28 protein-coding genes are annotated in these 20,115 nt (G+C 69.0%); 18 read left to right on the top strand and 10 right to left on the bottom strand.

Translation table 11 applies throughout. The features are described 5' to 3' along the window. Positions 1-158: 158 nt before the first annotated feature. Genes ACLJOU_RS42670 through ACLJOU_RS42660 form a run of 3 tightly spaced genes read right to left on the bottom strand, consistent with a single transcriptional unit; the run spans position 159 to position 2,972 of the window. On the bottom strand, positions 159-674 hold the full coding sequence (locus tag ACLJOU_RS42670) for an NUDIX domain-containing protein (RefSeq protein WP_410574982.1): 516 nt from the start codon (positions 672-674) through the stop codon (positions 159-161). Positions 675-723: 49 nt separating this feature from the next. After that, positions 724-1,578, bottom strand: coding sequence for a phosphopantetheine-binding protein (locus ACLJOU_RS42665; protein WP_410574981.1), 855 nt, complete (start codon positions 1,576-1,578; stop codon positions 724-726). Next, on the bottom strand, positions 1,575-2,972 hold the full coding sequence (locus ACLJOU_RS42660) for an NAD(P)/FAD-dependent oxidoreductase (protein WP_410574980.1): 1,398 nt from the start codon (positions 2,970-2,972) through the stop codon (positions 1,575-1,577). Before ACLJOU_RS42660 ends, ACLJOU_RS42665 begins: the two co-directional genes overlap by 4 nt. A gap of 191 nt (positions 2,973-3,163) precedes the next feature. Between ACLJOU_RS42660 and ACLJOU_RS42655 the strand changes: the two genes are divergently transcribed. Further along, on the top strand, positions 3,164-3,301 hold the full coding sequence (locus ACLJOU_RS42655; RefSeq protein WP_410574979.1) for a hypothetical protein: 138 nt from the start codon (positions 3,164-3,166) through the stop codon (positions 3,299-3,301). Continuing rightward, positions 3,298-4,500 (top strand): XRE family transcriptional regulator, encoded by a 1,203-nt coding sequence (locus ACLJOU_RS42650; protein WP_410574978.1) that lies wholly within the window; start codon positions 3,298-3,300, stop codon positions 4,498-4,500. Before ACLJOU_RS42655 ends, ACLJOU_RS42650 begins: the two co-directional genes overlap by 4 nt. A gap of 30 nt (positions 4,501-4,530) precedes the next feature. Here ACLJOU_RS42650 and ACLJOU_RS42645 read toward each other — a convergent pair whose 3' ends face one another. The 5 genes from ACLJOU_RS42645 to ACLJOU_RS42625 form a co-directional block, all read right to left on the bottom strand. Then, positions 4,531-4,797 (bottom strand): hypothetical protein, encoded by a 267-nt coding sequence (locus tag ACLJOU_RS42645; protein WP_410574977.1) that lies wholly within the window; start codon positions 4,795-4,797, stop codon positions 4,531-4,533. A gap of 13 nt (positions 4,798-4,810) precedes the next feature. Then, entirely contained in the window at positions 4,811-5,593 is a 783-nt protein-coding gene (locus tag ACLJOU_RS42640) for a Scr1 family TA system antitoxin-like transcriptional regulator (RefSeq protein ID WP_410574976.1), read from the bottom strand. Then, positions 5,584-5,805, bottom strand: coding sequence for a hypothetical protein (locus ACLJOU_RS42635; protein WP_410574975.1), 222 nt, complete (start codon positions 5,803-5,805; stop codon positions 5,584-5,586). The genes ACLJOU_RS42640 and ACLJOU_RS42635 overlap by 10 nt, the downstream gene beginning before the upstream one ends. A gap of 168 nt (positions 5,806-5,973) precedes the next feature. Beyond that, complete coding sequence (locus ACLJOU_RS42630) at positions 5,974-6,306, bottom strand: hypothetical protein (RefSeq protein ID WP_410574974.1); 333 nt, start codon at positions 6,304-6,306, stop codon at positions 5,974-5,976. Between the two features lie 432 nt (positions 6,307-6,738). Then, positions 6,739-6,969, bottom strand: a complete 231-nt coding sequence (locus ACLJOU_RS42625) for a hypothetical protein (protein ID WP_410574973.1) — start codon at positions 6,967-6,969, stop codon at positions 6,739-6,741. Positions 6,970-7,148: 179 nt separating this feature from the next. Here ACLJOU_RS42625 and ACLJOU_RS42620 point away from each other — a divergent pair, with 179 nt between their 5' ends. The 4 genes from ACLJOU_RS42620 (at position 7,149) to ACLJOU_RS42605 (ending at position 9,159) form a co-directional block, all read left to right on the top strand. Continuing rightward, positions 7,149-7,985, top strand: coding sequence for a helix-turn-helix domain-containing protein (locus ACLJOU_RS42620; RefSeq protein ID WP_410574972.1), 837 nt, complete (start codon positions 7,149-7,151; stop codon positions 7,983-7,985). Beyond that, positions 7,982-8,158: a DUF397 domain-containing protein gene (locus ACLJOU_RS42615; RefSeq protein WP_410574971.1), complete on the top strand. Its 177-nt coding sequence runs from the start codon at positions 7,982-7,984 to the stop codon at positions 8,156-8,158. The genes ACLJOU_RS42620 and ACLJOU_RS42615 overlap by 4 nt, the downstream gene beginning before the upstream one ends. A gap of 82 nt (positions 8,159-8,240) precedes the next feature. Continuing rightward, positions 8,241-8,432 (top strand): hypothetical protein, encoded by a 192-nt coding sequence (locus tag ACLJOU_RS42610; protein WP_410574970.1) that lies wholly within the window; start codon positions 8,241-8,243, stop codon positions 8,430-8,432. A 97-nt stretch (positions 8,433-8,529) separates the two neighbouring features. Continuing rightward, on the top strand, positions 8,530-9,159 hold the full coding sequence (locus tag ACLJOU_RS42605) for a prepilin peptidase (protein WP_410574969.1): 630 nt from the start codon (positions 8,530-8,532) through the stop codon (positions 9,157-9,159). On the opposite strand, the gene ACLJOU_RS42600 is transcribed toward ACLJOU_RS42605, so the two are convergent. Continuing rightward, the gene (locus tag ACLJOU_RS42600; protein WP_410574968.1) at positions 9,151-9,603 is read right to left on the bottom strand and encodes a winged helix-turn-helix transcriptional regulator; all 453 of its coding nucleotides are present in this window, start codon (positions 9,601-9,603) and stop codon (positions 9,151-9,153) included. The two genes, ACLJOU_RS42605 and ACLJOU_RS42600, sit on opposite strands and share 9 nt — an antisense overlap. Positions 9,604-9,755: 152 nt before the next feature. Between ACLJOU_RS42600 and ACLJOU_RS42595 the strand changes: the two genes are divergently transcribed. The 4 genes from ACLJOU_RS42595 to ACLJOU_RS42580 are packed head-to-tail and all read left to right on the top strand — an operon-like array spanning position 9,756 to position 13,082. Then, positions 9,756-10,202, top strand: coding sequence for an XRE family transcriptional regulator (locus ACLJOU_RS42595; protein ID WP_410574967.1), 447 nt, complete (start codon positions 9,756-9,758; stop codon positions 10,200-10,202). Next, the gene (locus tag ACLJOU_RS42590) at positions 10,199-10,750 is read left to right on the top strand and encodes a hypothetical protein (protein WP_410574966.1); all 552 of its coding nucleotides are present in this window, start codon (positions 10,199-10,201) and stop codon (positions 10,748-10,750) included. The genes ACLJOU_RS42595 and ACLJOU_RS42590 overlap by 4 nt, the downstream gene beginning before the upstream one ends. Beyond that, a complete protein-coding gene (locus tag ACLJOU_RS42585; RefSeq protein ID WP_410574965.1) occupies positions 10,741-11,871 on the top strand; it encodes an MAB_1171c family putative transporter in 1,131 nt (376 codons plus the stop codon). Before ACLJOU_RS42590 ends, ACLJOU_RS42585 begins: the two co-directional genes overlap by 10 nt. After that, the gene (locus tag ACLJOU_RS42580; RefSeq protein ID WP_410574964.1) at positions 11,868-13,082 is read left to right on the top strand and encodes an FAD-dependent oxidoreductase; all 1,215 of its coding nucleotides are present in this window, start codon (positions 11,868-11,870) and stop codon (positions 13,080-13,082) included. Before ACLJOU_RS42585 ends, ACLJOU_RS42580 begins: the two co-directional genes overlap by 4 nt. Positions 13,083-13,103: 21 nt before the next feature. Here ACLJOU_RS42580 and ACLJOU_RS42575 read toward each other — a convergent pair whose 3' ends face one another. Continuing rightward, complete coding sequence (locus tag ACLJOU_RS42575; protein WP_410574963.1) at positions 13,104-13,376, bottom strand: hypothetical protein; 273 nt, start codon at positions 13,374-13,376, stop codon at positions 13,104-13,106. Positions 13,377-13,781: 405 nt separating this feature from the next. On the opposite strand from ACLJOU_RS42575, the gene ACLJOU_RS42570 reads away from it, so the two are divergent. From ACLJOU_RS42570 to ACLJOU_RS42535, 8 genes are all read left to right on the top strand, one after another. Next, positions 13,782-14,057, top strand: coding sequence for a DUF6355 family natural product biosynthesis protein (locus ACLJOU_RS42570; protein WP_410574987.1), 276 nt, complete (start codon positions 13,782-13,784; stop codon positions 14,055-14,057). 96 nt (positions 14,058-14,153) lie between these two features. Beyond that, on the top strand, positions 14,154-14,732 hold the full coding sequence (locus tag ACLJOU_RS42565) for a hypothetical protein (protein WP_410574962.1): 579 nt from the start codon (positions 14,154-14,156) through the stop codon (positions 14,730-14,732). After that, a complete protein-coding gene (locus ACLJOU_RS42560; protein WP_410574961.1) occupies positions 14,726-15,607 on the top strand; it encodes a hypothetical protein in 882 nt (293 codons plus the stop codon). The genes ACLJOU_RS42565 and ACLJOU_RS42560 overlap by 7 nt, the downstream gene beginning before the upstream one ends. Next, positions 15,604-16,269, top strand: coding sequence for a flagellar biosynthesis protein FlgA (locus ACLJOU_RS42555; protein ID WP_410574960.1), 666 nt, complete (start codon positions 15,604-15,606; stop codon positions 16,267-16,269). The genes ACLJOU_RS42560 and ACLJOU_RS42555 overlap by 4 nt, the downstream gene beginning before the upstream one ends. Beyond that, positions 16,266-17,072 (top strand): hypothetical protein, encoded by an 807-nt coding sequence (locus tag ACLJOU_RS42550; protein WP_410574959.1) that lies wholly within the window; start codon positions 16,266-16,268, stop codon positions 17,070-17,072. Before ACLJOU_RS42555 ends, ACLJOU_RS42550 begins: the two co-directional genes overlap by 4 nt. Next, positions 17,062-18,411, top strand: coding sequence for a CpaF family protein (locus ACLJOU_RS42545; protein ID WP_410574958.1), 1,350 nt, complete (start codon positions 17,062-17,064; stop codon positions 18,409-18,411). The genes ACLJOU_RS42550 and ACLJOU_RS42545 overlap by 11 nt, the downstream gene beginning before the upstream one ends. Then, on the top strand, positions 18,408-19,259 hold the full coding sequence (locus tag ACLJOU_RS42540) for a type II secretion system F family protein (RefSeq protein ID WP_410574957.1): 852 nt from the start codon (positions 18,408-18,410) through the stop codon (positions 19,257-19,259). Before ACLJOU_RS42545 ends, ACLJOU_RS42540 begins: the two co-directional genes overlap by 4 nt. Beyond that, positions 19,256-20,107, top strand: a complete 852-nt coding sequence (locus ACLJOU_RS42535) for a type II secretion system protein (protein WP_410574956.1) — start codon at positions 19,256-19,258, stop codon at positions 20,105-20,107. Before ACLJOU_RS42540 ends, ACLJOU_RS42535 begins: the two co-directional genes overlap by 4 nt. Positions 20,108-20,115: the final 8 nt, after the last annotated feature.

Below are 20,115 nucleotides of genomic sequence, written 5' to 3'. Positions count from 1 at the left end.
CCCGCGCCGGCTTCTCGTCACGCTTACGTGGACTCACAAGGTCCGATGTCATCACTCACAGTGCCCATCCCGCCGGACCTTCGGCCCGGCGTGTCGGGCCGCAAACACCGATCTTGGAACAGTCCCCGACTTTGTGAACGCATTTCAAGACCGGGACACTAGATGGTCGCTGGGTTGGTGCCGTGTTGGAGGTGGAGTGGGGTCTGCTTGCCGGTGCGGGCGTGGTGGGCGCAGGCGGCGACGCGGCGGGCTAGGCGGGGCACCATGATCGCGGCGAGTTCGTCGGGGTGGGCGAATCGGCTGTCGCCGATTTCGTGGTCGACGTAGCGGATCGAGCTGAGCTGGGTGGGTGTGAGGATGCCTCCGTAGTAGAGGAAGGCGATCATCGGTGCGTGGTCGGGGCCTTCGGGGACGGAGTCGATGCCGAGAATCCGGTCGACGGTGATGTCGAGGCCGAGTTCTTCGGCGATCTCCCGGCGGGCTGTCGCGACGGGTGATTCCCCGGCGCGTGCTTCGGTGACCCCGCCGGGGATCTCCCAAAGGGTGCGGCCGTTCGGCTTCACGATGAGGACGCGCTCGTGGTCGGGGGTGTCGAAGAAGAGCACCCCGGCCGAGGGGATGGCCATCGGGTACTTCTCGAAGAATTCCCGCTGGGTCGCGGTGGGCGTCGTCACGGAGAGCAGGCTAGCCCGCAGGGATCGTCACTGCCCGCTTGCCTTCTCGTTACATTGAGTGGCTGTCTCGCTGGTAGCGGGTGCCGCAACGACGGCAGGTGTCGTCGGTGAGGCGGTGGCCACAGAGGCAGGCCCAGCCGATCTGGCGGCAGGGGTTGCCGGCGACCAGGGCGTGCGGCGGGACGTCGTGGTCGACGACCGCTCCGGCGGCGACCAGACCGTGTGCGCCGATCCGGACACCAGGGAGCAGGATGGCGCCGGCGCCGACGGTGGCGCCGCGGCAGACCGTCACCGCTCGCGCCGTCCAGTCCGCTGGTATTTGCGGGCTCCCCGCCGGGGTGACGGCGCGGGGTGCGGGATCCTCCAAGATGAGGACGCCGGGTGCGAGCATGACGTCGTCGTGGATGTCCGCGCCGAAGACCTGGGCCAGGTTCTGCATTTTGACTCGGTTGCCGACCCGGGTTCCGGTTCCGAGGTGGACGCCGGTGCCCAGCGTGCACTGCTCGCCGACTCGGACGCCTTCGGCGAGTTGAACGCGGCGCCAGACGTGGCTGCCGTGCCCGACGTGAGCGCCTTCGCCGAGTTCGGCGCTCGGGTGCACGACCGCCGGCGGCAGCCGAACGGGTGCCTCGGGCGGGGCGGGGATCTGGTCGGCGCCGATCAGCGACGGGCCTTCGGCCGGTGGGCGGGTGTCGAGGACCGCAGTGAGGTCCCCGAGCCGGTGGACGTCCGCCAGGACGGCGTCGGGGATGACGACGCCGTAGGCCGATTCGAGCGCGGCGGCGAGCCTGACCCGGTCGAGCGAATCCAGGCCGATCTCGTCCAACGTGGACGCCGGGGTGAGTGATCCGGCCGGTGCGCGCAGCGCGGTGACGATCTCGATCAGGGGAGCAGGCAGGGTCATCGGATCCTCCGCCCGGCGACGTCCAGCAGAAGCGGCAGGACCTCTTCGACCGGGGCGGAGGCGGCGAGCCGCTGCGCCGCGGGGTCAGCCAGCTGCTGAGCCAGCGCGGCGCACAAAGTCCTCCCGAGTGCGGCGGCGGCACCGGCGGGCAGCGAGCCGCCAGGCTGGCAGATGACGTCCGCCAAGGCGAGGCCATGCGCGATGAGCAGCTCGGTCAAGGCGGGCGTCTGGATTGATCGCCGCGGCGAGTAAGGGTGATCGAGCAGGGCGCCCGGGTGGTCGACCTCGCGTTCGATGAGACGGGCCACGTGCGGCGCGAGAAGCATCCCGCAGCGGTAGGTGGCCGTCGCGAGGAGCACCTTCGGGTGCCCGGTCCGGCCGACCAGGGGAAGATGGTCGGTCGTGTAGGGCCGGTACCCGACCCTGGCATCGCGGATCTGGGCGTGCCGCAGATCGGCGTTGAGCTCGTGGGTGGCGTCGTGCAGCAGGGTGGCGATCTCGTCGACGCCGGGGCGGCGGTCCAGGACGGGGTGGGTGCTGAGCCGGTTGGTGGCGCCCAGGTACAGCCCGCCGTCGGTGCGGGCGACCAGGTGGGCGCCGCAGGCGAACCCGCGGTTGGGCGTGCGGATCGGCGAGGCCACCAGGGCCGGGGCGGCGTCGAGGACCATGCTGACCCCGCGCCCGGCTAGCACCGGCGGGGCCGCGAGCTCCAGTCCCCGGCTGCGGCGCAGCAACGCCGGGATCTGGACGCCGGCGGCGAGCACCACCTGCTCGGCGGTGATCGTCGCGTCGGCGGCGGTGGCGACCTGCATCGCTGATGCCGTTTCGGTGACCGTGATGGCGTCGGTGTCGAGCCAGCAGATTCGCGGATGTGCGAGCACCGCTGCCGTGGCCGAGGCGTTCAGGGCTTCGGCGTCGACGCCGGCTTCGCCGGGCAGCCACAGCGCTTCGAACACCGTCTCGGAGACCAGTCCGGGCACGTCACTGGGGGTGTGCAGCTCGCCGGGAACGCCCGCGCCGGCGGCCGCGTCGGCGATCGCGGCCAGTTCGGCCCGGTCAGCGGGCGTGCTGGCGGTCACCCACACACCGAGGGTAAGTGCCACCGGCCCGCCGCCGGCCTCGGTGAGCTGGTCCAGCCAGGCCTCGTAGCCGACGCGGGCGGCGACCCGTTCGGCCACTTCCACGGCGACCCGCTCCTGCGGATGTGCGGCCTCGACCTCGGAGAACACTGTCAGCATCGCTCCGGCCGCCCGGCTTGCCTGTCCCGGGTGCTGGCCGGTGCGCGGCCCGATCAGCGCCACCGTGGTTCCGCTCTGCGCCAGCTCCAGCGCGCAGGCCAGCCCAATGATCCCCGCACCGACGATCGCGACGTCCGCTGTCCGTGTCGCCTCCACAGGGGCCTCCTTGCCTCGCCGGGCAGGCGCGGCGCCGGCCCTGGTGCGATCGAGGAAACCGCGCCGCCAGCCGTTGTGGTCGCCTGTCGTGCCGGTCCGGCACAGCTGTGCCACCTCGGCACAACGGGCCCTTCACGTCACTGGACGGCTACCCTGGGTGAGTCGGCCTCTTGAAGGTGGAGGACACGCCGATGTCCCCGATCATGCCGGCGCCGCTGCGGGAAGCGATCGCGCGCCAGGACTACCCGGCGGTGCTGCGTCACGCCCGGGAGCTGGCCGGATGGACCCAGACCGAGCTGGCCACCGCCTGGGTTTCCACCCGAGCGTGATCTCGCGGTTCGAGTCACGACGACGGCCGCTGCGCGATGTCAAGACACTGCAGCGCCTGGCCGAGATCCTCCCGGTGCCCATGGAAGCGTTCGGACTCCACGACCACGAAGGCGTGGCATCCCGGCGCAGCACGCCCAGTGCTTCTAGGGTGATCGGCAGTCCCGACCGGGAGGAGGACGACGTGCGTCGGCGCAGCTTCCTGAAGGCCGGCAGCCTGGCTGTCGGTGCCACCGTCGCCGGCGCCGCGACGCCCGCGGCAGCCGGCCCAGCCGCCCTGGCGCCGGACCCCGCCACCGTGCTCGCCGCGCGCCTCTCCGACGTCCTGGTCGGTACCCCGGCCGCTCACGGGCCGACGATGCCCGCCGAACAGCTGACCCGCGGTCTCGCAGCCGCGCGCACCGCGTTCGGCAAATCCGACTTCCTCGCCCTGGCCGACGTGCTGCCCCCGGTGGTGCGCGCTGCCGAGGCCATCCAGGATCCCGGGGCGCTGGCCCAGGCATACACATTGGTCACCCGTGCCCTCGCGAAGCTGATGCCCAACGGGCTGGAGTGGATCAGTGCAGATCGGGCCGTCCGTGCCGCCGGTGCGGCCGGGCAGCCTTTGGTGCTCGCCGAGGCGGAACGGATGCTCTCGGGTGTGTGCCGTCGCGCAGGTCATCACGCCCAGGCGCAGGCACTCGTCGTCGGTGCCGCCGACCGGCTCACGCTCGACGGGCGGGACCCTCGGCATCTGGTGCTGCACTCCAGCCTGCTGTGCACCGGCGGTTACGCCGCCGCCCGAGCGGGCGACGGTCCTCGCGCCCGGGACCTGCTCGACGCGGCCGCCACGACGGCGGCGCGTCTCTCCGGTGATGCTGGCGCCCGGGCGGGAGCGAACCTGCTGAGCCATCGTGTCTCCGTCGAGCACCTGCTGGGTGACCCGGCCGCGGCCATCCAGCACGCTCGTACCGCCGGCCCGGTGAGGTTCCCCGACGTAGAGCGCGAAGGACGGTTCCTGGTCGACCTCGCCGCCGTCCACCTGGACCTCGGTAACCCCGCCTCGGCGTACAACACCCTGCTGGCCGCCGAACGGCGCGCGCCCGGGGAGGTCTACACCCGATCTGCCGTCCGGGACATCGTCGGAGTGCTGCTCACCCAGGTTCGCGTTCCTGTCCCGGGCATCCGCGACCTCGCCGCCCGCGTGCACGTCGCCAGCTGACGCCTGGTCGGGGCAGATCGAGGCTTCGAGTTACTCCTGAGTGGCCCGACGGCCGCTGAGCCGGTCCCGTCGTGACGGGATGCCGTGGCCTCGCCGGTAAATCGTGTCGCACTCGTCGCACTGCCGGGGGATGCCGTGGCTTCGTCGTTCGCTGAACGGCATGAACACCGGAGTGTCGGTGATACCGCATAGCGTGGTGATCGCTTCTGCCGGTTCGAGTGCTCCCGCGAGGCGGTGCCATTCGCCGTTGATGACCGGGTGAACGGTCTGCGCGTCGAGGTAGATCAGTGCGGCCATCGCGACGCTCCGATCAGGGAAAACGGAAGTCGGCGCAGGTGACTGACCCGCGTTCGAGAGCCTTGAAGGTCGACCGGTAGCTCTGGACTGCGTCGGGTTCGCTGATGAAGATAACGTTGTCTTGGTGTCGCAGTGCGACGGTGAAGGCGCTGCTCTGGCCTTCATAGATCGTGAAGGGATCGATCGCCTTCGCGACGTTCGGAGGAACGATCTTGACTGCCAGGCCGGGAAGGTCGGCTGCTGCCCGAAGAGCTTGTAGCTGCGGATCGATCGCCGGGGCCAACGCTGCAGCGCCCACCAGGACGGTGCGGTGGCCGGTCCAGCCCTGGTCGAGCTGCCGGACTTGGTGTTCGAAGATCGCCTGATCGAGGTCATCCGGCGCTGCTGCATGATCCTGCGCAATCGCCCGGATGTAATCCGGCGTCTGCAGCGGCTCCGGGACGACGTGTGGCGCCCATTCGAAGGTGCGAACCGCGAGCTCCTCCAAGGTTCGCCGCTGACTGGTCGAACCCGCGTCCAGGGTTTCAATGGAAATCGGGTCCTCGAGCTGCTGCCGGAGCCGCATGACGCGGTTGTACTCGGCTGGGCTCACCCGGAGAAATCCGAGGACGTGGGCCACGTCCTCGATCGCCGGTGCGCGCTTTCCCGTCTCCCAAAGAGACAAGGCTTGGGCTGAGACGCCCAGCTTGTGTGCCAGTTTGCGCAGTCCCAGTCCTTCTGTGGTTCGGGCAGTACGCAGAGAGGCACTCAAGGCGAGCAGAGCCGGAAGGCAGGGGCCTGCTTTGGTCATGCGCATTCTCGTTCCATGTCGCGAGGTGGCGGGATGATCCCGGCGGCGATGTCATCGCCGTGGGAGCGGAGCAGATCGGGTAGCTCGCCGATCACGTCGGCCAGGTTGTGGTGTTCGTCCGGGGTTGCGGTGCCGTCTCGAAGTTGTATGACCAGCAAGGAGATTCGAAGTTGAGCTGCTTCGAGAGCGTCGACGAGTTTCTGGGTGTCGCGGGTCATGCGAGCTCCGGACCTGACAGCAGGTCTGTCCTGATCGGAAAGTCGGCGCAGCCCGACGAGAACCCTGCAGAGGCGGGCATAGTCCGGGTGCTCTGCGAAGGACAGGTCGGTTTCGGACGGCCAGGTGATCGTCGTTGACGCCACGGTGCTCCACCACCTCGGGAAAGTTCAGCGCGGCGCATCGTTGGACCAGCCCATCACCTGACGCAGGACATCTTCTGGTGGGCCGTCGACAGGTCCTCGCAGCGGGAGTGCTTCATGCTTTCCCCAGTCACCCAAGGCGAAACGGGCGCCGATCGCGCGCACCGAGGTCTTCAGCATCTCGATGCGCACGACGTCATGATGGGTCTCGGTCGTCCGGTGGCCGACCAGCGTCTCGGGCTCCGATGAACCGGCGGGCGCCCGGCTCCACTCCCAGCCGAGGCGGCGGGACTCGTCGATGGCCGCGCTGGATCGCTCCCAGGCTAGGACAGCTTCGTTCCAACGATCAGAGTCGGTCATTGTGCCTCCGTGGATTGCACCGTCGCAGGCGTCGCCACCACGACGTGCCGCGCGGCTTACTGCGGCAGGACGTTCGATCGGCGGCAAGGCGCCCGCGGCATGCCGAGCACGCGCAACGCGGAGCAGCGATCATCGGCGCAGCCGAGAACTGGGCGCCGCAGATCCCGCGGTACGAGCCGGAAGCTCGTATTCCGTCGACGAAAGCCGCTTCCGTGACGAGGTGGTTGGTGCCGGTCGACGCTTCGGTAACCCACAGCAGGCGTGGGGGCGTACGGCGTTTCGTAGGTGCGGTAGCCATCGTGAAATCTCCGCGGTCAAGCTGGAACGAAAGGAATGTGAACACCCGGCCGGTGCGCTGGGTCGGGGGCAAGCGCACCGACCGGGCTGATCAGGGCGGCGGTCATCTCGCCGCTGACGCGGGTTTGGAGCCAGTCATCTGCGGTCTCCCGGCAGATCGAGGGTCAGCATCGCTTGGGCGTGGCTGACCAGCTCGGCCATCGCTTGCCGGGGCAGGAAGGCGGGCGGTCCGTCGGCGCCGACCCGGACGGCGCGGACAGGCCCGTCGGTCGTGTCGATCAGGCCCAATGTGACCTGCGTCGCCGAGCCTGCGGGAGTTCGTGCGGGGACGATCAGCGGTGTCCCGCTCCAGCGGTGTCCTCGCATGTGCGCCTCCCCGTTAGGCTGTCAGGGCCATGAGCTGGGCGCTGACGGTGCTACCGAATGTTGGTAGCAAGTGTCAGCGCTGGTAGCGTGGCTGCGCAATGACCTAATCGGGTGACCTCTGCGGTTGGCTCCACCTGCACTAGCATGTGCTGCATGGCTGGTAGCACCGCGAGGCGCCGATGAACCTCGGCGACGCCCTGAAGGAGGCGCGCGAGTCGCGTGGAGTTTCGTTGCGGAAGCTGGCCGTGCTCATCGGTCGCAAGGAGTCGGATTCCGGGCTGATCTCGCGCTGGGAAACCGGCGAGCGCAACCCCAAGCCGGACGACGTGGCCTCGATCGTCGAAGCGCTCGGCATCGGCGACGATGCCGGCGCCGAGTTGATGGCGCTGGCCACCAATGCCGGGCAAAGCGGGCGTTGGCATGCCGTGACGGTGGCCGAGCGGCGACAGCAGATGAACGCGCTGCTGGCCGCGGAGCGGACGGCGACGACCGTCACGCACCTGGCTCCGCTGCTGATTCCCGGCGTTCTCCAGACCAGTGCGGTCATCCGCGCCATGATGGAAGAGGGCGACGTACCCGCCGATGAGATCGACGAGCGAGTCGCGATCCGGATCGGACGACGCGACCTCATCACTCGAAGTGCTCCGGCGACCCTTGATGTGCTGCTTGGCGAGGCGGCGATCCGGCACGTAATCGGAGGTCGGGATGTCTGGGCGGAGCAGCTGACGTACCTCTCGGAGATGATCGAGCTGCCCAACGTCAACGTGCACATCATCTCGTTCGAAGCCGGATGGACGCCGCTCCTGGCTGGCTCGTTCATCCTGTTCGACTCTGCTCAGGCGCCGTCGATCATCAGTCTCGAGCTGCATCGCGGCGGCCTGATGCTTTACGCCGAGGAAGACATCGTGGTGCATCGGCAGAAGGCCGAGGCGGCGCGCAGCAAGGCGATGAGCGTGGAGAAGAGTCTCGAGCTCATTGCGAAGGTGAAGAGCGAGCTGTTGGAGACGAAGCAATGACGAACTCGACCGGTTGGTTCAAGTCGAGCTGGAGCACCGAAACGCAGGACTGCGTTGAGGTTCGTCTCGGTGACGACGTCGGCGTGCGTGACTCGAAGGCGCCGTCCGGCGGGCAGCTTTCAGTCGACCAGGCTGCCTGGGGCGCGTTCCTGGAACGCCTCACGAAAGCCTGACCCAGCACGTCGTTGATCGAACGCATGTTCTAGCCGCGTGGTAGGTTCACGTCGTTCGAGGTAGCGGTTCCGGGAGGTCGAAGTGGCGTGGTTGCTGAGGGAGCGAGTCACCGGCTGCGAGTGGCGCATCGGCGACAGCGACCTCGCCTGGGAGGCCGGCGGTTACGACACCGCCAGGTTCGAGCTCCACGTCCTCGATGAGGAAGTCGTCGGGGCGCCGGACGGCCTCCCCGGCTCCCGCCGGACGTCGGCAGCCTGCGCTAGCACCTCGTAAGCCCGCTCGGCGGCCTTGAAGATCACCGCGTGGCGAGCGAACTGCCCCGTTCCTAAGATGATCACCTCGGGTGCGGCGATCGCGAGGTGGGTGCCGGATGACGTGGATGTTTCGTCTGGCCGTCGGACTGGGCGTGAGCCTGGCACTCACGCCGGTGATCGTGTGCCTGCTGCGCCGGTCGACGAACTCCAGGCTGTCGAGCGTGTGGATTGCTGTTGTCGTCGTGGGCGGTGGAGCGGTCGTGGCGCTCTGGACGCCGGTCGCCATGGCCTTCGGCGCTGCATTCGTCGCACTGGGCATCCCGGCGGCGGCTGTCGACGCTGTCGAGCATCGCATCCCGGACCTGGTCAGTCTCCCACTGTGCGGCGCTACCGTTGTCGCCGCAATCGTTGCTGCGATCGTGGGCGATGACGTCGGAGGTGGCCTGCGTGCCCTCGCCGGCGGTGCGATTTGGGGCGCGGCGTTGCTGCTGTCCTACGTGCTCACCGGTCAGCCGGGACCTGGAGACGTCAAACTCGCTCCCAGTATCGGCATCCTGCTCGGCTGGTTCGGCTGGTCTTGGCTCCTGGGCGGCTTCCTCGCGACGTACGTCCTCACCGCGGTAGCGGGATTGATCGGAGTGCTCCTTCGCAAGTACTCGTTCCGGGAGGGGCAAGTGCCGATGGGGCCGTCCATGATCGTCGTCGCCTTCGTGTGCGGCACGCTGGCCCAGCTCGGATCAGGCTGAGCGGCGGGCGCCTTCGGAGTCTTGGCTCCGGCGATGCCGTGCCTGGTCGACGATGTCCGTGTGCTCGCTCACCCAGTCGGCCAGCGGCTGCATGGCTTCGAGTGCTTCCCGGGTTGCCGGCGCCAGCGAGTAGATGACCGACGGCGGGAAGACGCCCGCCTCCTGGTTGCGGACGATCAAGCGGTCGGCCGTCATTGTCTTCAGCGTGCGCGTCAGCACGCTGGCGTGCAGCACCCGCGGGCGCCCGGACCAATTGTTCGCGGCGGCGGCGTCGTTGAGCGAGCTGACCATGTCGAGCAGTTCGGTGTAGTGCTTTGGGCCGCTCTTCAGTGCCAGCAGGATTGCCGTCATCCAGTCGCCGCCGAAGAGTTGCTTCGCGTCGTGCAGCTTGCGCAGGCGCTCGGCGTCCTCGGCGGTGATTGCCTGTGTGTTCGGTCGAGTCATCGTTCCCTCCCCGGTTCGATCACCCCAGGCCGTTGATCTTATGTTTCCGCAGGTGGTGTCTCAACTATCGGACGGGTGTTCACCTGATCGGGTCTTAATCTGAGTTAAGTGGCCTGTTGGGCGGTAGTTTCGAGGGGAGCTGAGGAGGGGTGATGGCCGAACGCGGGCGTGACTTCGCGGACAAGCTGAACCACCTGTTCGCCGTCACGAAATCGCCGGAGGGCGACGAGTACAGCAACGACTTCGCCGCGGACTCGATCACGGTCGCCGGTACGAAGATCTCGGGCACCTACATCTGGCAGCTGCGCAAGCGCAAGCGGGACAACCCGACGATCAAGCACGTCGAGGGGCTGGCCAGGTTCTTCGGGGTGCCGGTCAACTACTTCTTCGACGATGACGTGACCGACCGCGTCGACCAGCAGCTCCGCGACCTGGCCGCAGAGCAGGAACGCCTCAAGGCGAACGTCGGTGACCAGGAAGCGCAGCGAATCGCGATGCGCGCCGGGGAGCTGACGCCGGATCGCCGTCAGCTGGTCATGGACCTGCTCGACGTCGTCTACCGCGATCAGCAGGCAGCGCGGGAGCGAGGGGAGCGGTGAACGAGCGGCTGCTGCGGCGGCGATGCCGACGGTTGCTGAAGGAGCTGGAGATCCGGCCTCCGCTGGACGTCGTCGAGCTGTGCCGGCGCGTCGGTGAACGCCGCGGCAAGCCGATCCGCCTGCTCGCCCACTCGATCCCGGTGCCCGGCCCGTTCGGCGTGTGGATCAGCACCCGTCCGGCGGACTACATCCTCTACCAGCAGGAAACCAGCCGACCGCACCAGAACCACATCATCCTGCACGAGCTGGGCCACCTGCTGGCCGGCCACGAGAGCGATCCGTGCGACGACGAGCTCTTGGCCGGGTTGTACCCGGACATGTCGCCGGACAGCCTGCGTCAGCGGTACCCGGATCTCGAGCCGGACGCCGTTCGTCGCGCGCTGCGGCGTACCTCCTACGACACCGACCAGGAGCGCGAGGCCGAAACCACGGCGACGATCATCCTGGAGTGCGCATCGGTCCTCGACCAGGTCGGTGCCCGCGGAAAATCGAGCGACGCCGCCCGGGAGATGGGAGCTGCGCTCGAAGGCCGGTTGGGGTGGCTGTGACACCTCTGGTCCTCGCGTACGGGATCACGTCGGCCGCCTTGCTGCTGTGGCTGGCCGGGAGACTCGCGCGGAACCCGCGCAACGCCGCCCTGCGCGCCGTGACGGTGTTCGTGGCGTGCCTGGCCGTGGCGTTCCCGTTCGGTGCCGCGGCTAACAAGGGGGCCCACGTGCTGGGGCTGCCGCCGATGATCTCACGGCTGATCCAGCACGGTCTTCTGCTGGTCGGCGTCTACAACCTCGTGTGCTTCTTCCTGTTCTCGGCGCGGGAGCGATCGGTCGCCCGGCGGCGCGCCGGCTGGTACGCAGCCCTGCTGCTGGCGGCCGAGGTCGTGCTCCTCGTCGCCGCGCTGGCGACACCGGCGTCCGCCCGGACCAACGACCAATCGGTGCCCAGCGTGGCGATCTTCTTCATCGCAGCCGACGTCTTCATGGCGGCCGGCTTCGCCACGGCGGCGGTCTGGGCTTGGCGGTACGCCCGCGAAGCCGGTGGCAGGCTGGCCCGCGGGCTGCGCATCGCCGCCGTCGGCCTCGCCGCAATCGTCTTGGCCAACTGCGTCTTCGTGCCCGCGATCGTGCTCGGCTTGATCTACCACGTCGGGGTCGCTGACCGAACCGGATCCGCCGGGACAGTAGTGGGCGCCATCGCGGTCACCGTCCTGCTGATGCCGGGCGTCCTGCTGTTCCTGGCCGGCGTCAGCTACCCGGCCGCGATGGCCAGGGTGGGCGCCCTGCGGATCTGGTGGCGGCACCGCCGCGGGTACCGGCAGCTGGCGCCACTGTGGACGGTGCTGCACTCGGAGTTTCCCGATGACGCACTGGACCGGGTGCCGGCCGCGCCCTGGCGGGACGCGCTTCGTCTACGCGGAACGCACCGCCGGTACTACCGCCGAGTCGTCGAATGCCGCGACGGCCTGGTGCGGATCAGCCCGTACCTGGCGCGGACCGACAGCGCCGTCGACCTCCCGAGCCGTCTGCAGCAGGCGCTCGCCGCCCACGCGGCCGGTGAGAGCGTTCCGGCGAAGGCGGTGCCGGTGGCGTTGCCGGAAGGCGACGGGCTGGACGCTGACGTTCGAGAGCTGGTGCAACTGGCAAGAGGACTGGAGACGAGGGGAGCAAGATGACCAAGGCGCTGATCATCGGCGGAGGCATCGCAGGGCCGGTCACGGCCATGGCCCTGCAGAAGGCGGGCATCGACTCCGTCGTCTACGAAGCCCACGAGACGGGCGCGGACGACGTCGGCGCCTTCATGACGATCATGAACAACGGCTTCGACGCCCTGCACGCGATCGACGCCGACAAGCCGGTGCTGGAGGCGTCGTTCCCGGCTGACCGCGCGTTCTTCTGGAGCGGCTCGGGCAAGAAGCTCGGCGAAGCACCCATCGGCGGCGGCACCGCGGGCGCGTACGGGCCGCACACCATCAAGCGGGCCGAGCTGTACCGGGTGCTGCACGAAGAAGCCACCCAGCGCGGGATCCAGATCGAGCACGGCGAGCGCCTCGATGACGTCGACACCGATCTCGACCAGGGCGTGGCGGCGATCTTCGCGGACGGCTCTCGCCGGAAAGGTGACCTGCTGATCGGCGCTGACGGCATCCACTCGGCGACCCGGGTGCTCATCGACCCGGAGGCGCCCGAGCCGCGCTACACCGGGACGGTGGTGCTCTGCGGCTATGCCCGGCAGGCGCCGGTCGACCCGGTGCCCGGCGTGTACCGGATGATCTACGGCAAGCGCGTGTTCTTCGCCTACACCACCGCGCCGGACGGTGAGACGTGGTGGTTCGTAAACCTGCCGCGTCCCGAGCTGTCGAAGGCAGAGCTTGCGGCAACATCGCTGGAAGAGCGGAAGCGGCAAGCGACCGCCTTGCTCCGACGGGACCGGTCGCCGGCGGCGGGGATCGTCGAGGCGTCGGAGCAGATCCGCGCCAGCAACGGCTACGACATCGCCTCCACGCCGAGGTGGCACGCCGGCCGGATGATCGTCATCGGCGACGCCGCCCACGCTGCGGCGCCGAACGCCGGCCACGGTGCGTCGATGGCCATGGAGGACGCCGTCGTCCTGGCCAAATGCCTACGCGACATGCCTGAACCAGTGGCGGCGTTCCGGGCCTACGAGCAACAGCGCCGGGAGCGAGTCGAACGTCTGGTGGCCACCAGCGCGAAGATGGGCGGCACGGCCACACCAGGTCCGATGAAGCGGCTCATCCGCGACATGGCGATCTCCAAACGGCTCAAGAGTGGCCCGCGAAACACGGCGGCATGGCTGACGCAGTACCACATCGACTGGGACGCTTCCTGCACCAGTCAAAGGAGTTCGATCGCCGACAGCCGCTAGGTCAGCTCGCCGTGAAGGTGCTTACACGGCCGACGGGGTGACCGCCGAGTCGTCACCCCGTCGAAACGCTATGCCACACCGTTGCCCGTAGGCATCGGCCGCAGTGTTGTCGCCCCAGTACTCCCACACGGCCACGCTGGCCTCGTATCCGTCCGCGAAAAAGCTGCCGTGGGCGGAGACGTAGTTGCCGTCGTGGGACGGATCCGAGAGCGTGTACGAGAAATGACCGCCTTCGGCAGGGGTGCCGACCACGTTGGCGCGGATTCCTCGACCATCCGTCTTGTTGTCACGCACGGTGATCTTCTCTGGGCGGCAGCGCCGCCCCTTCGCCTGCGCCCCGGCACCCAGACGCCGGCCACCACCACAGCCGCCAAGACCAATCGCTGGTTCTTCCCGACAGCGACCGTGACGCACCGAGGATATATCCCGCGGCGAGGCGGCTCGGCTGCTTCGCGGCACGCCGTTGCTGATCGGTGTGAGCAGTTGAGGACAACGCCTGCCGGATGAACGGGTGAATTCGACGGACGCTGCCATGCGTACCTGAAAGTCCCCGTCATGCGCCGTTTGCAGTGCGTGGGGTTGCGGCCTGTAGACCGGATTCATAGCAGGGATATGGATCGCTTGGAGGCTGGAATGTCGAATTCGAAATCTGTTCGCCTGGCGGCTCGGATCACTGCCACGGGTTCTGTCGTGATCGCCATGCTCGGCGCGGCGTCGACGCCGGCCGCGGACGCTGCTGTCAGCCACGATTTGAGGAACTCTTGCGGGTATCAGAGCTGGGGGGAATACCGGCATTGCGACGGTGGCACAGGTTCTACCGTCATGCTGGACGTCCAAGACATCTGGGGCAACATCTACCACTACTGCGTAGGGCCAGGTATCACCGATCTTCAGCCAGTGATCAGGTGGCGTGTCACCGGCGCCTGGTGGAACGGCGGCGTGGGCTGCGCCCCCGGCTACTACGGACCGGCGTGAAGCACACATTCGAGTGAACAGAACGGTGACGGCTCATCGCGTAGTGATTGCCCGGTTTGATGAACCTGATCAACGGTTCGTCAGGAAGGTGGAACAATGACGCAAAGCTGGTTCTCGGTCGCGGGGCTCATTCTCGTGTCGGTGGGTTTGGCGAGTTGTGCGGGAGAAACGCGGAAGGAGGCGCCGAGCGCCCTGCCTTCTGGGGTGTCGCTTCCGTCGAGCTCGAAGCCCGCCCAGCCCGAAGATGAAGCCGTCCACGCCGCGTTGGCCGCCTACGAGCTCTACTGGCAGATCAGTGAACAAGCCGGGCGCGCTCCCCGCCAAAAAGACTGGCGCCCGGAGTTGGCGAAAGCCATGGCCGATCCGGCATTGACCGACTACGTCAACGAGGTCGCCAACCTCGTCTCCGTGCCGGCGCACACTGTTGGCCGGTACGGGCGGGCGCCGAAGGTGACGTCGGTGTCGCTTGGCGAGCCGCCGCGGGTGGTTGTCACTGACTGCCTCGATGCGACCGACGTGCACCTTCTAAGCGACAAGGCTCAAGAGCCCGGCCGGTACCTCGACAACCCCGACCAGCCGCGCCGGTACGAGTTCGAAGCCCAGATGGTTCGCTATCCGAACCCCGACCGCTGGCTGGTGCAGCAAGTCCAACCACGTCTGGAGAAACCATGTTGAAGGGAAGCTGCCTCCTGACCGTCGGCTTGGTCGCGGTGGCCTTGCCCGCCGCGGCGTACGGCCAGACGGGACCGGGTGGGTGCACGTCGGCCGGCACCCACGGGATGTGCTGGGTCGAGGCCACCGACCCTGGTCGGCCTGCCTACGGTGTCGCGCATCCCGGACGCGGCCCGGCTCAGCAAGCTGGCGGCCACGCTGTGGGGAAGCCGCAGTTCGCGTGCGTCGACCAGCAGTGGACGCCGCCGCCTGCGGGTGATCCGCTGTGGGGTGGCCACTCGCCGTCCGACGGTTCGTTGAAGCTCCTGATCTGTCAGGGTGGCGGCGCTCTGCTGGGATGGCCGCGGGTGGTGTTCGCACCGAACGGACAGCCCGTCGTCGTCCCTCAGGTATCCCCGGCGGAACTGGCCGAACAGGCCATCTCGGAGATGGGGCTGTCGGCGCCGGACATCCGGCTCGCACCCCCGGCGGACTCGCCGCACGGCGCGACGATCGGCTTTCCGGTCTGGATGTGGACCACCCGCCGCGAAGCCACCGTCGGCCCGGTGACGCGGACCGCCAGCGCCGGTTCGATCACGGTGACCGCCACGGCCACCTTGGCCAAGATCGACTGGTCCCTGGGCGACGGGACGACGGTCAGCTGCCCAGGGCCTGGCACCGAGTTCAGCGACGACCTGGCCGGGCAGCCGTCGCCGACCTGCGGTCACGTCTACCGCGGCCTCGTCGCCGGGGGAGTGGCCGGGATCAAGGCGACGAGTCGCTGGGAGATCCGCTGGTCCGGTGGTGGGCAGAGCGCTTTCCGGACGATGGCTCTGACCTCGTCGGCGCGCCTGCCCGTCCGCGAGATCCGCACGCTGAACACCAGGGGCCCGCGATGACCACGCGGGTGCAGCAGCTGCGCGGAGTGCCGGACGCCCCGCCGCAGGCGCCGGTTCCGCTGCGGCCGCCGCGCCGTCGACGGTCGAAGCTGCTGGTCCTGTTCGGCGTCGTGTTGTCCGCGCTCTCCGCTGCCGGTGTCGTGTGGGTCTTCCGTGCGACCGACGAGGCGGTGGCCGCGGTCGGTGTGGCCCTGCCGGTCCGGTATGGAGAGGTGATCACGGCTGCGGCGCTGCGTGAGGTCCAGGTCCGGCCCGACCCCGGTGTTCGGCCGTTGCCGTGGGAGAGGCGGTTCGAGGTCGTCGGCCGGACATCGCCGACGGACTTGCAGCCGGGCGAGCTCGTGACGCCCGACGCGGTGTTGGACTCGGCGACGGTGCCGGGTACCGGGCAGCAGCTGATCGGTGTGCCGGTGAAGCCGGGGCAGTTGCCCGCGACGCCGTTGCAACCTCGCCAGCCGATTCTTCTTGTCCCCGCGGGCGCTGCAGGAGCCGCTGTCGAGGCGTGGCCGCCGGTTCGCGGTGCGGTGATCAGCGTGAGCGAGCGCGATGCGACCTCGACGCAGGTGGTCGACGTCGTGGTGCCGGAAGCGAACGGCGTTCAGCTGGCATCCCGCGCGTCGGCCGGCGGTGTCGCGATCGTCGTGCTGCCGAAGGACCGGTGATCGACGTGCTGATCTCCTTCATCTCGGTGAACGGCAGTCCCGGCGTCTCGACGGTGGCACTGGCGCTGGGCTGGGTCTGGCCGCGGCACGCGGTCGTCGCCGAGTGCGACCCGGCCGGCGGCCGCGCGCTCAGCGTCTTCGACCCGGACGGCCGCCACGGCCGGACCGGCGTCTTTGAGCTGATGCTCCAGGCGCGGACCATGCCACTGCACCGGGCGATGTCGAGCCAGCTGCTCGTCCTGCCGGACGGCACCGGTCGCCATCACCTGCTACCTGGGGTCAGTTCTCCGCGCGAAGCCGACAGTTTGGATTGGCGGCGGCTGACCTCGCTGTTCCTGGATCTCGAGACGGTCGACGTCCTCGCCGACTGCGGCCGGTTCCGTAGCCGGGCCGCTGCGGCTGCGGCGCTGTCGGAAGCCGACCTCGTCGTGGCGGTCGTAAGCAACCGCCGCGGTTCGCTACAAGCCTTTGCGAAGGGCGTGGACGTCATCCGCGAGGAGCACGGTGTTTTCGACGATGAAGGACTCGTGGTCCTGATCACCGACCCGGACCCGCGGTTTCACCAGCGCTACCCGCACACTGAGATCGGTAAGGAACTCGGTCTGCACGTCGTTGGCGCCCTGCCCTGGGACCCGGCCAACGCGGCACAGTTCTCCGACCTGCACCGGCCCGGCCGGAAATTCGAGACCTCGCCACTGCTGGCCCACGCGCGAAAAACCGCTGACGAGATCGGCCGTCGCGCGATGCAGCGGATGAGCTGGCTGCGGAAGCCACCGCCGGTGGTGAGCGGTCATGTCCGTTGACGCCGCCTGCGCGGACATCGACGAGCTCGTCGACCGGGCGCAGCAGTGCCTGGCGCCCCTCGTGCAGCAGAAGATCGCCTCAGGGGAGCGGGACGAGCGGGCGATCGCGGAAATCCTGCTCGACGACGTCCTCGCGACGGTGATCAAGGAGTGGGCGGGATCCGGACGCCCGTTCCTCGACTTCGACCAGGAGCAGGCGGTTCGTTCGGCCGTGCTGGCGGAGATGTTCGGCCTCGGCCGGCTCGAAGCGTTGCTGGCCGACGACGCGGTCGAGAACATCGACATCATCGGCAGCGACCCGGTGTGGCTGTCCTACCACGACGGCCGCGTCGGGCGGGCGCCGCGGATCGCCGCGACCGACCAGGCTGTCGTCGGATGGCTGCAGCGGATCGCTGCGCGGATGGGCCGCACCGAGCACACGATCAACGACGCCCGGCCGCTGCTCAACATGGAACTTCCCGGCGGGGAACGGCTGGCCGCGGCGATCGGTGTCACCGACCGGCCGCACATCTCGATCCGCCGGCACCGGCTGCCCACAGCCGGCCTGGAAGAGCTGTGGCAGCGCGGGATGCTGTCGACGGCCCAGCTCGCGCTGCTGCGTTCGGCGGTCCGGGCGGAGAAGAACATCGTCATCTGCGGACGGCAGAAGGCCGGGAAGACGACGTTGCTGCGGGCGCTGTGCTGGGAGGTTCCGCCCACCGAGCGCTTCGCGACGCTGGAGACGGAGTTCGAACTCGGCCTGCACCGCCATCGTGACCGGTTCCCCGCCGTAGTCGCGTTCGAAGAGCGCGAGGGCAATACCGAGCGGTGGGAGAACGGCCGGCCGGTCGGCGGCGTGGACCTTCCGCGGCTGGTGTGGCAGTCGCTGCGGATGCACACCGCGCGTACCGTCGTCGGCGAGGTCCGCGGCGGCGAAATCGTCCCGATGCTGAATGCCCTCGCCGCGGGCGGCGCGGGGTCGCTGTCCACGCTGCACGCGCGCAGCGCCGCGCAGGCCATCCACCGCATGGTGTTGCTGTGTCTGGAGACGAACGCGGCGTGGACGCCCGAGTTCGCCTACGAGGTTGTCGCGAACACCATCGACCTGATCGTGCACGTCGACCTCGTGCACGAACCCGGCCGCCTCGATCGTCACGTCGCTGAAGTCGTTTCCATCGAACCCGGGGAGTATGGGCGCCCAGCCCGCACCCACCTGTTCGCTCCAGCCGAAAGCCGACGTTCAACGCCGACCGGAAATCTGCCGACGGACATCGAAGACTACGAGCGCGGCGGCTTCGACCGGAGCTGGTTAACGAACGGCGGCGACGGCGGCTGGCTGAGCGATCGGAGCCGACGATGACCGAGTTCGTCCTGGCATTGGCCGGGGCCGGAGCGGGCCTGGGAATCACCCTGGCCGTGCTCGGCCTCTACGGACGTGAGCCGAACGGTCTGCCGGCGTTCCGGCGCGACCGACGGTGGCTGGCGGTCCAGCGACGCAGTTCGGCGCGGTGGGGGCTGGCTTGCGGTGCGGGCGCACTTGTCTGGCTGGTCAGCGGCTGGCCGGTCGCCGGTATCGCTGTCGCGACCGCGGCCGCGTTCCTGCCGTGGCTGTTCAGCGCAGGCAAGGTCGCCGCACAGCGGATCGAACGGCTGGAGGCCCTAGAAGATTGGCTGCGCGGCCTCGCGGACATCCTGCGTGCCGGCAATGCGGGCCTCGTCGGCGCCCTGCAAAGCTCGGCCAACGACGTGGCACCCGCGATCCGCGCCGAGGTGACCACGCTCGGACAGCGGCTGCGCACCTGGGACGTCGCCGACGCCTTGCTGCAGTTCGCCGACGACATCGACGACCAGATCGGCGACGCTGCGGCGGCCGGCCTGTGTGTCGCTCACCAGCAGGGGACCGGTACCGCCGAGCTGCTGACCACCCTGGCCAGGCAGATCGCTGCCGACGTCGCGGCGCGCCGGGACGCCGAGACCGAACGCGCCCGGAGGCGGTCCGCCGCCCGGATCCTGCTCGGGCTCTGGGCCGTGATGTTCGTCGGCTTCGCCACCTTCGGTAGCGACAGCTACACCTCGGTCTACAGCTCGGTCGGCGGGCAGTTGGTGCTCGCCCTGGTGCTGGGTGTCGTCGGCCTCGCGGTGGTCTGGTTGCGTCGCCTCGGCGTCGAGCCACCGGCGCCGCGGTTCCTTCATCGGGAGCGGTCATGAGTACCGAGGCTGTGCTGATCGTCCTGGCGATCACGGCCGCGATCGGCGTCACTGCGGTCGTGGCGGCCTTCGCACCCACGCGGCCGCGGCTTGTGGATGTGCTCCACGAGGCTCCACGTGGTTCGGACGGGCCGCTCGATGCCATCCTCGTGCGCGCTGACCGGCTGAAACTGACCGCGAAGCCCGCTGATCTGACGCTGGTCGGGCAGTCCCGCGAGTCCTTTGTGGTCCAGCGAGTCGGCTTCCTGCTCGGCGGGGCACTGTGGATCCCGGCCCTGACCACGGTGCTGACGCTGATCGGCGCCGCACCGCCGATCGTCCTGACGGCCGCGGCGTCCGTGGGCTGCGCGGTCGTCGGCTGGCAGCTGCCCGTGGTGATGCTGAAAACCAAGGTCAAGCACGCCCGAGCCGCGTTCGCCGGGGCGCTGGCCGCCTACTGCCGACTCGTTGCGCTGGGCCGGCTCGGCGACCGCGGGCCGGTGGAGGCGTTGCGCTACCCGGCCACGCTCGGCTCGGGCTGGGCGTTCCGGCGGATCAAGCTGACCATCGACGAAGCCGTGCTCCGCGGCCGGATGCCCTGGGACGGCTTCGGCGAGCTGGCGGAGGAAACCGGCATCCGCGAATTGAAGGACGTCGGGCACATCATCGCCAGCGCCGGCCAGGACGGCGCGAGCATCGTCGACACCCTCCGAGCCAAGGCCGCTGCCCTGGACGAGAAGCAGCTCGCCGACCGCAAGACCGGCTCGTCGGTCCGCTCGGACCGCATGGACATGCCCGTCGCCCTCTTGGGGCTTGCCTTCATCGCCTTTCTCGCGTTCCCCGGCCTTTACCTGATGCTCCACACCTGAAGGGAGAA

The organism is Amycolatopsis sp. cmx-4-61, assembly GCF_046548775.1.
Lineage (GTDB): Bacteria > Actinomycetota > Actinomycetes > Mycobacteriales > Pseudonocardiaceae > Amycolatopsis.
Note: the sequence above shows the minus strand (reverse complement) of the source record. Positions and strands in the feature narration are given on the sequence as shown.

Excerpts from the sequence above, each read along its gene's own strand:
- ACLJOU_RS42665 (WP_410574981.1), bottom strand. The coding sequence starts at position 1,578 with ATGACCCTGCCTGCTCCCCTGATCGAGATCGTCACCGCGCTGCGCGCA.
- ACLJOU_RS42655 (WP_410574979.1), top strand. The coding sequence starts at position 3,164 with ATGTCCCCGATCATGCCGGCGCCGCTGCGGGAAGCGATCGCGCGCCAG.
- ACLJOU_RS42645 (WP_410574977.1), bottom strand. The coding sequence starts at position 4,797 with ATGGCCGCACTGATCTACCTCGACGCGCAGACCGTTCACCCGGTCATC.
- ACLJOU_RS42640 (WP_410574976.1), bottom strand. The coding sequence starts at position 5,593 with ATGCGCATGACCAAAGCAGGCCCCTGCCTTCCGGCTCTGCTCGCCTTG.
- ACLJOU_RS42635 (WP_410574975.1), bottom strand. The coding sequence starts at position 5,805 with ATGACCCGCGACACCCAGAAACTCGTCGACGCTCTCGAAGCAGCTCAA.
- ACLJOU_RS42630 (WP_410574974.1), bottom strand. The coding sequence starts at position 6,306 with ATGACCGACTCTGATCGTTGGAACGAAGCTGTCCTAGCCTGGGAGCGA.
- ACLJOU_RS42625 (WP_410574973.1), bottom strand. The coding sequence starts at position 6,969 with ATGCGAGGACACCGCTGGAGCGGGACACCGCTGATCGTCCCCGCACGA.
- ACLJOU_RS42620 (WP_410574972.1), top strand. The coding sequence starts at position 7,149 with ATGAACCTCGGCGACGCCCTGAAGGAGGCGCGCGAGTCGCGTGGAGTT.
- ACLJOU_RS42615 (WP_410574971.1), top strand. The coding sequence starts at position 7,982 with ATGACGAACTCGACCGGTTGGTTCAAGTCGAGCTGGAGCACCGAAACG.
- ACLJOU_RS42605 (WP_410574969.1), top strand. The coding sequence starts at position 8,530 with ATGACGTGGATGTTTCGTCTGGCCGTCGGACTGGGCGTGAGCCTGGCA.
- ACLJOU_RS42600 (WP_410574968.1), bottom strand. The coding sequence starts at position 9,603 with ATGACTCGACCGAACACACAGGCAATCACCGCCGAGGACGCCGAGCGC.
- ACLJOU_RS42595 (WP_410574967.1), top strand. The coding sequence starts at position 9,756 with ATGGCCGAACGCGGGCGTGACTTCGCGGACAAGCTGAACCACCTGTTC.
- ACLJOU_RS42580 (WP_410574964.1), top strand. The coding sequence starts at position 11,868 with ATGACCAAGGCGCTGATCATCGGCGGAGGCATCGCAGGGCCGGTCACG.
- ACLJOU_RS42570 (WP_410574987.1), top strand. The coding sequence starts at position 13,782 with ATGCTCGGCGCGGCGTCGACGCCGGCCGCGGACGCTGCTGTCAGCCAC.
- ACLJOU_RS42565 (WP_410574962.1), top strand. The coding sequence starts at position 14,154 with ATGACGCAAAGCTGGTTCTCGGTCGCGGGGCTCATTCTCGTGTCGGTG.
- ACLJOU_RS42560 (WP_410574961.1), top strand. The coding sequence starts at position 14,726 with ATGTTGAAGGGAAGCTGCCTCCTGACCGTCGGCTTGGTCGCGGTGGCC.
- ACLJOU_RS42555 (WP_410574960.1), top strand. The coding sequence starts at position 15,604 with ATGACCACGCGGGTGCAGCAGCTGCGCGGAGTGCCGGACGCCCCGCCG.
- ACLJOU_RS42545 (WP_410574958.1), top strand. The coding sequence starts at position 17,062 with ATGTCCGTTGACGCCGCCTGCGCGGACATCGACGAGCTCGTCGACCGG.
- ACLJOU_RS42540 (WP_410574957.1), top strand. The coding sequence starts at position 18,408 with ATGACCGAGTTCGTCCTGGCATTGGCCGGGGCCGGAGCGGGCCTGGGA.
- ACLJOU_RS42535 (WP_410574956.1), top strand. The coding sequence starts at position 19,256 with ATGAGTACCGAGGCTGTGCTGATCGTCCTGGCGATCACGGCCGCGATC.